Annotated in this window: 11 protein-coding genes; 5 read left to right on the forward strand and 6 right to left on the reverse strand. The window is 49.3% G+C overall.

Annotated features, from left to right (window positions below):
• The first annotated feature begins 348 nt into the window (after positions 1 to 348).
• The 5 genes from RCO25_RS28120 (at position 349) to RCO25_RS28140 (ending at position 5,191) form a co-directional block, all read left to right on the forward strand.
• On the forward strand, positions 349 to 924 hold the full coding sequence (locus RCO25_RS28120) for a TetR/AcrR family transcriptional regulator (protein ID WP_308999394.1): 576 nt from the start codon (positions 349 to 351) through the stop codon (positions 922 to 924).
• A gap of 76 nt (positions 925 to 1,000) precedes the next feature.
• Entirely contained in the window at positions 1,001 to 3,241 is a 2,241-nt protein-coding gene (locus tag RCO25_RS28125; RefSeq protein ID WP_308999395.1) for a YhgE/Pip family protein, read from the forward strand.
• Between the two features lie 453 nt (positions 3,242 to 3,694).
• Complete coding sequence (locus RCO25_RS28130) at positions 3,695 to 3,838, forward strand: hypothetical protein (protein ID WP_308999396.1); 144 nt, start codon at positions 3,695 to 3,697, stop codon at positions 3,836 to 3,838.
• Between the two features lie 177 nt (positions 3,839 to 4,015).
• Complete coding sequence (locus RCO25_RS28135; RefSeq protein ID WP_308999397.1) at positions 4,016 to 4,207, forward strand: hypothetical protein; 192 nt, start codon at positions 4,016 to 4,018, stop codon at positions 4,205 to 4,207.
• A 714-nt stretch (positions 4,208 to 4,921) separates the two neighbouring features.
• The gene (locus RCO25_RS28140) at positions 4,922 to 5,191 is read left to right on the forward strand and encodes a hypothetical protein (protein ID WP_308999398.1); all 270 of its coding nucleotides are present in this window, start codon (positions 4,922 to 4,924) and stop codon (positions 5,189 to 5,191) included.
• A 190-nt stretch (positions 5,192 to 5,381) separates the two neighbouring features.
• On the opposite strand, the gene RCO25_RS28145 is transcribed toward RCO25_RS28140, so the two are convergent.
• From RCO25_RS28145 to RCO25_RS28170, 6 genes are all read right to left on the reverse strand, one after another.
• Positions 5,382 to 5,642, reverse strand: a complete 261-nt coding sequence (locus RCO25_RS28145; RefSeq protein ID WP_308999399.1) for an HPr family phosphocarrier protein — start codon at positions 5,640 to 5,642, stop codon at positions 5,382 to 5,384.
• Positions 5,632 to 7,365 carry a phosphoenolpyruvate--protein phosphotransferase gene (gene ptsP / locus RCO25_RS28150; RefSeq protein WP_308999400.1) on the reverse strand — a complete coding sequence of 578 codons (1,734 nt, stop codon included), beginning with the start codon at positions 7,363 to 7,365 and terminating at the stop codon, positions 5,632 to 5,634. The genes RCO25_RS28145 and ptsP overlap by 11 nt, the downstream gene beginning before the upstream one ends.
• Positions 7,362 to 8,540 (reverse strand): mannitol-1-phosphate 5-dehydrogenase, encoded by a 1,179-nt coding sequence (locus tag RCO25_RS28155; RefSeq protein WP_308999401.1) that lies wholly within the window; start codon positions 8,538 to 8,540, stop codon positions 7,362 to 7,364. The genes ptsP and RCO25_RS28155 overlap by 4 nt, the downstream gene beginning before the upstream one ends.
• Positions 8,537 to 8,974 carry a PTS mannitol transporter subunit IIA gene (locus tag RCO25_RS28160; protein WP_308999402.1) on the reverse strand — a complete coding sequence of 146 codons (438 nt, stop codon included), beginning with the start codon at positions 8,972 to 8,974 and terminating at the stop codon, positions 8,537 to 8,539. Before RCO25_RS28160 ends, RCO25_RS28155 begins: the two co-directional genes overlap by 4 nt.
• On the reverse strand, positions 8,974 to 11,028 hold the full coding sequence (locus RCO25_RS28165; protein ID WP_308999433.1) for a BglG family transcription antiterminator: 2,055 nt from the start codon (positions 11,026 to 11,028) through the stop codon (positions 8,974 to 8,976). The genes RCO25_RS28160 and RCO25_RS28165 overlap by 1 nt, the downstream gene beginning before the upstream one ends.
• A 101-nt stretch (positions 11,029 to 11,129) precedes the next feature.
• Entirely contained in the window at positions 11,130 to 12,563 is a 1,434-nt protein-coding gene (locus RCO25_RS28170) for a PTS mannitol transporter subunit IIBC (protein ID WP_308999403.1), read from the reverse strand.
• Between the last annotated feature and the right edge of the window lie 175 nt (positions 12,564 to 12,738).

Genomic DNA, 12,738 nt, shown 5'->3' on the forward strand with positions numbered 1-12,738 from the left:
CGCTTTAGTATCGTAACCATGAAAAGCATTAGGCTCGGACGGAGCCTTCAAGGAGGGGTGAGGTTACGAATCCCGATGATCTGAGAAGCCCCTGCCTTTAGGCATGGGGAGTCGTCACACTCATTTAGCTACATACGAATTACCTGCAGAATTACAGGAATGGGTGCAATAGTATCAGGATGCATAGTATTAAGATGTAAAAGTATCAAGACCTAATAATAAGACCAAGACCCGTTATCAATTAGGTATTGCAATCGTATATATGGCGTGCTATGATTGCTTCAGTCAAAATGACCGTTTTGGTTTTTTGGTCATTTTTAAGAAAGTTACGGGTTCGGAGGTGTCGAAATGGCAGTGGATCGGCGACAACAGGTTGTGGATGCGGCGGCGAAGTCGTTCGCCTTATTTGGATACAAGGCAACCACGATGGATCAGGTTGCAAAGATAGCGAACGTTGGCAAAGGGACGATTTATACGTTCTTTACGAATAAAGAAGAGCTGTTTCATGAAATTATGAAGAGGCTCATTCTTGAAATGAAGCAGGTTGCGGAGAAGGTTGTGGATCCGAATCGCCGGTTTTTCGACAATTTGAATGCTGTGTTGGAGCAGCTGCTTGAATTCCGCGAGGAGCATGAGCTGGCGCTTAAGCTGTCGCATGAGGTACGGGAGATTGGCACGCCGATGGCGATAGAGGGCATGCAGCAAATCGAGAAAGCAGTTGTCGGCTATATTCAGTATCAGGTGCAACTGGCTATGGACAAGGGCGAGATTAAGCCCTGCAATCCGGAAATGACGGCATTCGTTATGCTGAGGCTGTATATGGCGCTTACGGTGGAATGGAAAAAGACGCATGAACCACTGGATAAGCAGCAAGTGGCGGAACAGCTGCGGTTTTATATGCAAGTAGGATTGGCTCCGGAATAGGCTGGATGCCTTTTTTTACAAAATAAAATGACCAAATGACATAAATGGTCAATTAGTAATGAGGAGAGTGGACGCGTTGAAGTTCAGAGGATTAAAACAGTTTGGTGAGGAGCTTTCCGGGATTGCACGCAATAAGATGCTGCTAATTTCGGTTATCGGCGTGCTGATGATTCCGCTTATGTATTCTTCAATGTTTCTGGGGGCATTCTGGGATCCTTACGGACATTTGGATAAAATGCCCGTAGCCATCGTGAATGCGGATAAGGGTTATGAGTATAACGATGAAATGCTGCATATTGGCGATGATTTTGAGGAACAGTTAAAGGAAAACGAAACGTTCGAATGGCATTTCGTGAGCAAGGAAGAAGCGGAGGCAGGCATCGAGGATCACAGCTATTACATGGCAATTGAAATACCTTCCGACTTCTCGGAGAAAACAACATCGCTGACTTCGGATAATCCGACGCCTGCGCAGCTGACATACTTGGCTAACGAGAGCTATAACTTTCTAGCCTCGCAAATCGGCAGCAAAGTCGTTGACACAATGAAGGTTGAGCTTGGTCAAGAAGTGACGGCTGCTTATACGCGAACAGTATTCGACCAGATGGAAGAGCTCGTGGACGGAATCGGTCAAGCGAGCGACGGCGCAGGTGAAATTGCCGACGGCACCACGAAAGCGAAAGATGGAGCGGTGCTCATCGAGCAAAATCTTGCGAAGCTCGTCAGCGGATCCTTGACGCTGCAGGAGGGTGTCGCGAAGCTGAATGACGGCGGCGCAGCGTTAGGCAAGGGAAGTGCCGAGCTAAGCGCTGGCACGTCGAGCTTGGCAAGCGGCCTGGCGCAGCTTCAGGCTGCGCAGCAGCAGCTGGGCGCAGGAGCAGCTTCGCTTGGCGACGGCGCGGGTTCGCTTGGGGCCGGAGCGTTGAAGCTGAGCGACGGCTTGCAGCAGCTGGCCGAAGCAAGCGGACAGCTGGCGGAGGGCGCATTGGACGCGCAGCAGGCTGCAGGGCAGCTGGCGGGCGGTCTAAAGGAGTCAGCTTCTGGTGAGGAGCAGCTGAAGGTAGGTGCGGCGCAGCTTGCGATCGGGCTGGCGCAGCTGGGTCAGGCGAATCCGGAGCTGGCGGAGAGCGAAAGCTTCGCGTCGTTATTGAAAGCAAGCCGGGAACTGGCGGCGGGCTTGGAGAAGTCCTCGGCTGGCCAGACACAACTGAGTGACGGAGCGGGCAAGCTGAACGAGGGCCTCGTGAAAGTCTCGGACGGTCTAGGAGCTTTTGACAAAAAAGCGCAGGAAGCGGCGGCAGCTGGCAAGCAGCTGGGAGCAGGAGGAGAGCAGGTAGTTGCTGGGGCGGAGAAGTTCTCCGGCGGAATGACGCAGTTTGGAGCTAAGCTGACGGAAGCAAGCGGTGGAGCGTCCAAACTCGCAGCGGGGGCTAAGCAGCTTAACGACGGAGCAACCACGCTGACAGCAGGGCTTTCGCAGTTGTCTGCTAACGTAACGCCATTTGTAGATGGCTCCGTTAAGCTGGAGGACGGCGCGCAGCAGGTTGCTTCTGGGTTACTGAAGCTGGAGGACGGCACGCAAGAGCTGTCTGGCAAGCTGGGTGAAGCATCAGACAAAACAGCTGATTTGAAGCTGACCGATTCAATGGTGGATATGTTTTCGGATCCCGTGAAGCTTGATGTGGAGAAAATAACGAAGGTCGACAACTATGGTACGGGGCTTGCTCCTTACTTCTTGTCGCTGGGGCTATTTGTTGGAGCAATGCTGCTTACCATCGTATATTCCGTACGCGAGCCGGCTGTTCGACCGGTGAATGGCTGGAGCTGGTTTTGGAGCAAGGCGCTCACCTTGTCGCTTATTGGTGTCATACAGGCGCTCATTGCTGACGCCGCACTGCTATTCGTGCTCAAACTTGAAGTGCAGAGTGTAGGGTTATTCTTGTTCTACTCGATATTAACAAGCATTACGTTCATGATGATTATTCAATTTTTGGTTGCATCGATGGGCAATCCGGGGCGTTTTATCGCAGTAATTCTATTGATTTTCCAACTTACGAGCTCAGCAGGCACGTTCCCGATAGAGCTCGTACCCGGCTGGCTGCAAAAGATATCGCCTTTCCTGCCAATGACTTATGCAGTTGCAGGGTTTAGAGATATCGTATCCAGCGGCGATTATAGCTTGATGGGCAGATATGTTGCGACACTTGGAGGTATTGCGCTCCTGTTCGCGGTGCTATCTTACCTTTACTTTACGTTATCTCATCGCAAAATGAAGAGTGACAGCGTGGCGGAGCAGCCGGCAACTGCGGCTGTTTAAGAGCTCGAGTTTATAAAGAAGAACAGCGAAGGTATTCGCTGTTCTTTTTTTGCCGATTTTAAAAAGCTGCGGCTCTTTATTGAGCTCCCACTGATCAATCACCTTGTACCTTATGAGTAAAAGTTCAGCTTCTGCGTTACCCTTCGCTAAAGCTAAACAAATTTAAATCAAGAGCTAACACGCTCCTCCTCATGCTGCTCATGCTCCTACACTGCAGTTTGTACAATGTAACTCGTGCTCAATCGCCAACTAGTCCGCTACAATGTAGTTTCTGCAATAGAAAGAATGTCTCGGAGCAGTTTGGTAGCGTATTGGGGTGATTCTGTTGCACTTTCTGCAACGTAGCTCATTAAGTCTGGTGTTATGTCAGGTTTCTGTTGCAGAAAGTGCAGTGTGGCATAATTAGTAGGTGTAGGTGTAGGTGTAGGTGTAGGTGTAGGTGTAGGTGTAGATGTGGAAATAGATGTAGAAGTTAGTGTAGATATAGATATAGATGTAGAAGTTAGTGTAGATATAGATATAGATATAGATATAGATATAGGTATTTGTATTTGTATTTGTATTGGTATAGGTTTGGGTTTGGAATATTTATGTTGATCTTGAGATGTAAAAGTAACTTCATCTCAAACCAAGAGCAAATCCACCACCTCATCTCCTACGCTGCAGTTTGTACAATGTAACTCGTGCTCCATCGCCAACTAGTTGGCTACAATGTAGTTTCTGCAATAGAAACCATGTCTCGGAGCTGTTTTGTAGTGTGTTGGGGAGATTCTGTTGTACTTTCTGCAACGTAGCTCATTAAGTCGGTTGCTATGTCAGGTTTCTGTTGCAGAAAGTGCAGTGGAATTAGTTGGTGTAGCGTTGTATGGTGTCGGTGATAGTATTGGTGATGGTGTGAAAGTAGATATAGATGTAGATATAAGTGTTGATGATGGTGTTTTGGAGTGGAAGTTGGTGTTAATGTAGATTCATATGCAGGTGTCGGTGTCGGTGTTTGGGTGTGGATGCTGAATTGGTTTTACGGTGTAAAAGTAACTTCTTCCAAATCATACTCCAATCATCCCGCTTTCTACACTGCAGTTTGTACAACGTGACTCGTGCTCAATCGTCAACTAACTCGCTACACTGCAGTTTCTGCAATAGAAACCATGTCTCGGAGCAGTTTTGTGGTGTGTTTGGGAGATTCTGTTGTACTTTCTGCATCGTAGCTCATTTAGTCGGTTGCCATGTCAGGTTTCTGTTGTAGAAAGTGCAGTGCAGTATAATTAGTGGATGTGGATGTGGATGTAGATTTAGATATAGGTGTAGGTGTGTATATTTATGTTGGTGTTGAGGTTTAAAAGTAACTTAATCTCAAATCAAGAGCAAATCCACCTCATCTCCTACACTGCAGTTTGTACAACGTGACTCGTGCTCAATCGTCAACTAACTCGCTACACTGCAGTTTCTGCAATAGAAACCATGTCTCGGAGCAGTTTTGTGGCGTGTTTTGGGGATTCTGTTGTACTTTCTGCAACGTAGCTCATTTAGTCGGGTGTCATGTCAGGTTTCTGTTGTAGAAAGTGCAGTAGAGTTAGTTGGTGTTGGTTTAGGTGTGGGTGTTTGTGTTAGTGATTGTGTTGATAGATAGGTGTAAGTATTGGTGTATGTATTGGTGAAGATGTAGATGTACATATAGATGTGCAAATAGATGTACATATAGATGTTTGTGTTGTTGTTAGATTTGGTTTTGGATTAGGGGTAGGTGTAGGTGTAGGTATTGATGTAGTTGTGGATGTTGATGTGAGTATTGGTGTAGATAATGATATTGATATTGATATTGATATTGATATTGATATTGATATTGATATTGATATTGATATTGATATTGATATTGATATTGATATTGATATTGATATTGATATTGATATTGATATTGATGTGGATGTAGATGTTGATGTAGAGTTGTAGTTGTAGTTGTAGTTAAAGTTAAAGTTGATGTGAGTTTGGTGCTGTTTCTGGTGCTGGTTCTGGTTTTGTAGTTATGAGTGTGCATGAAAATGTGAGAGCAGCTGTAATGAACGTGCGAGAGGAAGCCAAAAGGCTGTCACCGTGAGGTAAATTACCTGCGGGACAGCCTTTTTGATTTAAGGATGACTCCTTATTCGTGGATTTCCGTGAGCAGCTGGCCGAGTGCTTCGAGTGCCTGCTCCTCCTGCTCGCCGTCAATCTCCAGGGTGACTTCCTCTTTTGCTGCGATGCCTAGCGTGAGCATGCTCAGCGAGCTTTTTCCGTTTACTTTCTTGCCTTTATTAAGGACATACACCTTGCAAGGGAATGTGCTGGCCGTTTGTACGAAGGTTTTCGACGGGCGTACATGGAAGCCAGTAGGGTTCAAAATCGTGAAGGTTTTACTTACCATTATGAATCACTCCGTTTCTTGTGCGTTCTACAAAATTTGTGATTTCCGATGTGCTCCGCATGGTCAGGGCTTGATTTGCTAGTCCTGCCCATTCTGCTTGGTCCAGCTCGCCGATCAGCTCTCTCGCTTGCAGAATTGAGCCTGCGCTCATGCTGAATTCATGCAGGCCTAGCCCCAGAAGCAAAGGTATCGCTGTCTCATCGCCTGCCATCTCGCCGCACATGCCGACCCATTTGCCTTCCTTCTCCGCCGCTTGAATAACGAAGCGAATCAGGCGAAGCAAGGAGGGATGCCATGGCTGGTACAGGTAAGCTACGTTTTCATTCATCCGGTCTGCCGCCATCGTATATTGAATCAAGTCGTTCGTGCCGATGCTGAAAAAATCGACCTCAGGCGCGAACATATCCGCAGCGACAGCAGCGGCGGGGATTTCGACCATCATTCCGATTTCGATATTATCGGCAAGCGGAACGCCCTCGGCAATAAGCTTCTGTTTCTCTTCTTCGAGCAGGCGCTTAGCCTCGAGCAGCTCTTCCAGCACGGCAATCATGGGGAACATGATTTTTAGATTCCCGTAACGGCTTGCGCGAAGCAATGCCCGCAGCTGCGTGCGGAACAGGTCCTGTCTATCCAGACATAGACGCAGCGCGCGCTGTCCAAGGAACGGATTGCTTTCCTTCGGCAGCTCCATGTAAGGAAGCTCCTTATCGCCGCCGATATCGAGCGTTCTAATCACGACGGGTTTCGGGTTCATTTTCTCAAGCGCAAATTTGTAGCTCGTGAACTGCTCTTCCTCGGTAGGGAGGGAGCTGCGTCCCATGTATAGAAACTCGGTGCGAAAAAGTCCGATTCCTTCCGCGCCATTATCGATTGCCCGCTGAATATCCTCAAGCTTGCCGATATTGGCTGCCAGCTCGACCTGTTTGCCATCCTTCGATTTAGTAGGCTGATCCTTCAGCAAACTTAATTCCTTTCTACGAAGGTCATCCGTCTGCTTCTTGACCCGGTAGGAAGCCAGCTCCTCCGCAGTTGGATCGACAATAACGACTCCTTGATTCGCATCAAGGATAACGATAGCCTGCTCGGGTATATCATCAATCGCTTGGCCGATCCCGACGATTGCGGGAACTTCGAGCGACCGTGCCATAATGGCAGAATGGGAGGTGCGGCTGCCAACCTCGGTAATGAAGCCGCGCACATAGTCCAAATTGAGCTGCGCCGTATCCGACGGTGTCAGATCTCGTGCAATAATAATACATTCCTCCGACATGCCTGCAAGGTCCATATGGGGAACGCCGCGCAAATGACTCATGATCCGGCCGGAGACATCCTCGATGTCGATCGCGCGTCCGCGCAGCAATTCATCGGACATCGACTGGAGCAGCTCGATAAATGAGGCTGCTACCTCATGCAGCGCGAACTCGGCGTTTATAGCTTCATCAACTACTTTATGCTCGATTGCATCAATGAAGTCCGGGTCCTCCAGAATCATGAGATGACCCTCGAAAATTTCAGCTTTTTCGGATCCGAAGCGTTCCTCAGCAGAGGCGCGAATCGCCTCGATTTCATCCCGTCCGACTGCGACGGCTTGGCGAAACCGCACGATCTCGGCCGAGCTGTCTTGGATCGTTTGCCGAGCTGGGATGAAGCGTTCAGCCGCTATGAAAAAAGCGCGAGCGATGGCAATACCCGGCGATGCTGCTATGCCTTTTAGTGACATCATTTACTCATTCCTTTCTCTGCGTGTCTGAGCGGCTGCCCCAGCTCGCCGTACTGCTTTGCGGCTTGAATATGAAGCGGATGCTGTTCCTTTAAACCGGTATATTTTGCAAGCGTGGCATGCAGGCCATTCTCGCGTAAAGAGGCTTGGAGCTCTACGGATTCGGGATCATCTTTAAAATCAAAATATAAGGCAGCCGCTATTGCAGCGGTCAAATGAGTGACGGGTATGCCGTATCCGTAAGCGGATAAGGCTGGTTTCACCAAGCGGTCGTTCGGAGAAAGCTTGCGGATCGGCGAGCGGCCGATTCTTGCAATCTCGTCTACCAAATAAGGGTTAATAAAGCGTTCCAAAATTTGCTCCACATATTGGGCATGCGCTTTCTCGTCGAATTGATAAGCTCGGATAAGCGCGGCCCCCGACTCGAGCAGTGTGCCTCTTACCTCGGCAACAACTGCCGGGTCCTTCATCGCTTCCTGTATCGTCGCATAGCCCCTCAAATAACCGTGATATGCTGCGACGCAGTGCCCCGTATTCACTGTGAACAGCTTGCGTTCAATGTACGGCTCGAGCCGATCGACGTAATGTACGCCCTCAATTTCGGTCAGTGAAGCCAGCAGGGGAGAGCGCTCAATCGTCCACTCGTAAAAGGGCTCAACGGTCACTTGAAGCGAGTCCTCATGCTGCTGCAGCGGTACGATACGGTCTACGGCTGCGTCCGGAAAAGCAGCATGCTGATCAGCATACGCCTGCTGTTCCGCCGAGAGATGCTCATACACAAATTGTTTCAAAATCGTGCTGCCGCCCAGCGCGTTCTCGCACGCGATAATAGGAAGAACGGCTTTGCCGCTCGCCGCGCGCAGCAAAATGCCCTTAGCAATTACGGCTGCAATATGCTTGAGAATCGATACGCCGACCGCCGTCGTAACAATATCGGCATCCGCAATCGTCTCTGCGACCAATGCGGTATCCTTGCCGTCAATGGCGGTAATGTGATCGATCAAATAGGTATCTGCTTGCTCGTTGGCAAGTTTCACCGCATATTGTCCCTTCTGCTGCAGCTCCGAAACGAGCTTGTCGTTCACATCGACAAAACAAATCTCGTAGCCGGCATCATGCAGAAGCGCTCCGATAAAGCCTCTGCCGATATTGCCTGCTCCAAAGTGAACGGCCTTCATGATTCCATCCCCGATTCAAAAATAGCGATCAACTCTTCTTCCGAAGCAGCGTTCAAAATACGCTGCATGTCATCTTCCTCGGATACGAGCATGGCAACGCTTGTCAAAATATCCAGATGATCGTCGCCGACCGCAGCCAGGCCGATTACTAATTGAGCAGGTTCCTCGCCGCCAAAATCTACGCCGTCCGGCACGATAATAACGGCCATGCCCGTTGACCGGATGAGCGCCTTCGATTCATTGGTGCCATGAGGCATGGCCAGTCCTCCGCCGATGTAGGTGGACAGCGATTCATCGCGTTCGATCATTTTATTGATATAATCCGCAGGCGCATGTCCTGCGTCAACAAGCATTTGCCCGACTAGGCGGATGGCCTCGTATTTATCTTTCACGCTAACGTTTAGCTTTACTTTGTCTGTTGATAGAATGGTCATTATGATTCTCTCCAATCCAATTTTGTTTTTATATAATGCTCCAGCTTTTTGGAGATAAACAGCTTGATGCTTGCCGTATTACCATGCTCCAGCACGGTAAGCAGCTCAGGCAGCAGCAGCATAGCGCTAATTTCGCTCAGCAGCTCCAAGCTGTACGTATCCAGCTTCAGAGGTCCGAGCATCATAAGAACCTGCAATGCCTGGACCTCGCCATCCTCGCTAAGCTGCAGAGGCCTATCGTATCTATACAAGGCGAGCAAAGGCGCTTCGATCCATTCGCTTCGCGTATGAAGCAAAGCGAGCTCGGTATCGGGAATGACTACACTCCCTTGTCGTTCTCTTGCGAGCAGCTGCTCGTTGATTTTCGCTAGATGCGTATCGATATACGGCTCGCCGATTAAGGAAAGCATGGATGGAAGCTGCTGCTCCAAATGCGCTTGGCCTTGCGGCAAGGACAAGTCATGCACGCGGAAGCCGTCAAGCAGCCGCAGGACGATGCCGGAGTACAGCTGCACCAGATGCAAACGATCTAAAGGCGATTGACCGGACGCATCGGTCTCATTGGCGGCAGAGCTGATCTTCTTTAATGTAGTGTCCTCAATATAAGTGCGAAGCTTTTTGGATTCTTCGGGTGATAGCATCGGGCTGAGCTTGATGTAATGATCCGGCTCCAGCGGCAAATCAACCGTTGAAATAATAAGATCATAGCGGCTGGGTGGAAGCCTTCTCGCCTCAAACCATGAATAATGGCCAATTAATTCGATTTGCGGCAGCTCCTTGGCGATTTTTACAGCCAGGAGCTTGGAGGAGCCGATGCCGCTCGTGCAGACGAGGACGGCTCTTACTTTTCTGGGATAAGGCTTTAACCTCTCCAAGGAAGCGCCGAAATGCATGACAATATAGCCGATTTCCTCGTCCGGCACTTTGATCGTCTGATAGATCTCTTTTACGCCGTTCCGCACGATGGAAAACAACACGCCGTAGTCCTTCTTGATTTGAGCAAGCATGGGATTGCGGATGGCGATGCCGTCTTTGATTCGCTGGAAAGCCGGCTTTATATGCTGAATGAGGCCTTCTTCAAGAGAGTGGTCATGTGTCAGCGACATGTGCAGTTGTGCCTCTACGCGGCGGATGAGCAGCTTAACCCCCTCGATAGTCGGCATATCGTCATGGTGGATCAGCAGGCTGCTTTCCGGAAAAGCTTCTTGGTCGAGCAAATGGGAAAGGTAAGCTTGTTCCTGTATCGGAAGCTCTATATTTAAAACATCCAGCAGGCTTTGAAGCAAAGGAATAACCTCACACCGAATGGAACGGCCCGCTGGAATCACGTTGCCATGCTCTATTCGCGTTAGCGCAACGGACAGTTTAATAAGCAATCTCGTGTAATCAGATTCAGAGAGCGTGTTCGACCAATCATCGCTCAGCTCCCATAGGGCCTGCTCGAGCTTCTTGAAATTTTCTTTGCCGATCATATCGAGCAGTTGGGCGGCGATCGGATTCGAAACCGCCAAGTCCGTGAACTGTCCGAATAAATCGGAATCGTCAAGATGGTTTATCGCAAGCAAGCTGACCGCATGGCGCTTCGCTTCTTCTGGTCCGATAATTTCAACGCCGTAGCCTCTGCGCCTTACGAGCGTTAAGCCTTGCTTGACGATGGACTCTTCCAGCTCATCAAGGTCATGGCTGATTGTCGGCATCGTTACGCGCAGCTCGTGCGCGAGCGAGAACAGCTTTACGGGCTCTTCATGCTCCAGCAGGCTGCAAAAGATAAGGATTTTACGTTCTTCGGCCGAATATTCGAGTGAGTCTGATCGGTCAAACGATTGCTTGAAACGCTCAAGAGCGTCGTCGCTTGCTTCGACTCGAATGCCGAGCCCTGCGATTTTGTGAAGAAGAATACCGTTGGCCGCAAGAAGAGGCTCCATATCGCTCAGCTCGCGATGGATCGTCCTCGTACTTGTACCGACGATAGATGCGATATCCGCTGCGGTTATTTCATGCTTCTGCTCAAGCAGCAGCTCAATAATCCGACGTTGCCTAGTTGAGGCTTTGATAGGTTATCCTCCTTAGCAGAAGAATGGACTTAACGCCGACAGTTATCTGTCAGCGTTAAGTATGGTTTAAATAGAAAATTAGGTTTAACCTTTTACTCTTGTTAACTTAGTCTTTGAACGAGCAAGTCATACTCCGGACTTTTGAGAAAGTTATCGATAGAGATATGCTCAGCGTTAGGCGCCTTCTGACGCGCGCGGTCGGTGAGTGTTTTGTGCGTGATGACAATGTCCGCGTCGCTAGGAATATCGTTAATTGCCGTATTAATGACGGTAATCGGCAGCTCGGCTGCGTTTATTTTTTTGCGCAGGATGGAAGCTCCCATTGCGCTTGAGCCCATGCCGGCATCGCAAGAAAATACGATCTTGTTTACTTGCTCCTTCGAAAGCTGATCTCGCTGCGCGGCATGAGCTGCGGCATTTCCTTTGGATTCAGCTTTCATTTGCTGAACCTTTTGCGATGCGAGTTCAAGCTCGTTGCTATCGTCCTCGCTCTGCTTGCTGGTTTTCAGCAATACGGCGGACACAAGGAAGGAAACAATCGTAGCGACTAATACGCCGCTGAGCATAGCCAGCACTCCGCCTTTAGGCGTCATGGAGAAGTAGGCAATGATGCTTCCCGGTGACGGAGCGGCGACCAGACCTGCTCCGAATAAGGAGAAAGTGAAGGTACCGGCCACACCGCCTGCGATAGCTGCCAGAATGAGACGCGGATTCATTAAGATATATGGGAAATAGATTTCATGAATACCGCCGAAGAAATGAATGACGACAGCGCCGGGAGCCGAATGCTTAACCATGCCTTTGCCGAACAGCCAGTAAGCGAGCAGAATGCCTAGCCCGGGACCTGGATTGGATTCCAGCATATAAATGATAGATTTACCGGTTTGCGTGGCTTGATCCAGTGCAAGCGGTCCAAGTATGCCGTGGTTAATGGCGTTGTTTAGGAACAATACCTTGGCTGGCTCGATCAAGACGTTTACCAGCGGCAGAAGACCTGTGTCGATAAGCCATTCCACGCCAGAGGATAGAATCTTGCTCAATGCTTCAACGACAGGTCCAATGCCTTTGAATGCGATGATTGCAAGTCCGCCGCCGATGATGCCGGAGGAGAAGTTGTTGATCAGCATCTCGAAGCCTGCTGGAATTTTGCCGTCAATCGACCGATCGAATTTCTTGAGCACCCAAGCAGCTGCGGGGCCGACGATCATCGCACCGAGGAACATCGGGATATCAGCACCCGCTATGACGCCGAGCGTGACGATTGCGCCGACGACACCGCCGCGAACGCCGTGAATCATTTGTCCGCCGGTATAACCGATGAGTATAGGGAGCAAATAGGTGATCATCGGTCCGACCAGCGTTGCCAGACTCTCATTCGGAATCCAGCCTGTCGGTATAAATAGAGCTGTGATGAGTCCCCAAGCAATAAATGCACCAATATTCGGCATGACCATGCCGCTTAAAAAACGACCAAATCGTTGTATGGAAACTTTAACACCGCCGGAGACCGGTTTTTCGGATGCCAGTTTACTCATGCTTCAACCTCCAATAGTAATAATGTTTGCTTTGTGAACCTGAATTAATCGTAATGTATAGCGCTTTCATGTTCAATCAATTGAAAAGCAGGTTGCGTCATGAACGCTGTTGCCATCATTTTTCTTTTCCTATTGCTGATTTGCGGGGATGCTGTATAATCACTATTGTTTCTTC

This window comes from Paenibacillus sp. LHD-38 (assembly GCF_031157315.1).
Taxonomy (GTDB): domain Bacteria; phylum Bacillota; class Bacilli; order Paenibacillales; family Paenibacillaceae; genus Pristimantibacillus.

Bases quoted from the DNA above. Each gene is read 5' to 3' on its own strand.
- RCO25_RS28120 (WP_308999394.1), top strand. From the start codon at position 349: ATGGCAGTGGATCGGCGACAACAGGTTGTGGATGCGGCGGCGAAGTCG.
- RCO25_RS28145 (WP_308999399.1), bottom strand. From the start codon at position 5,642: ATGGTAAGTAAAACCTTCACGATTTTGAACCCTACTGGCTTCCATGTA.
- ptsP (WP_308999400.1), bottom strand. From the start codon at position 7,365: ATGATGTCACTAAAAGGCATAGCAGCATCGCCGGGTATTGCCATCGCT.
- RCO25_RS28155 (WP_308999401.1), bottom strand. From the start codon at position 8,540: ATGAAGGCCGTTCACTTTGGAGCAGGCAATATCGGCAGAGGCTTTATC.
- RCO25_RS28160 (WP_308999402.1), bottom strand. From the start codon at position 8,974: ATGACCATTCTATCAACAGACAAAGTAAAGCTAAACGTTAGCGTGAAA.
- RCO25_RS28170 (WP_308999403.1), bottom strand. From the start codon at position 12,563: ATGAGTAAACTGGCATCCGAAAAACCGGTCTCCGGCGGTGTTAAAGTT.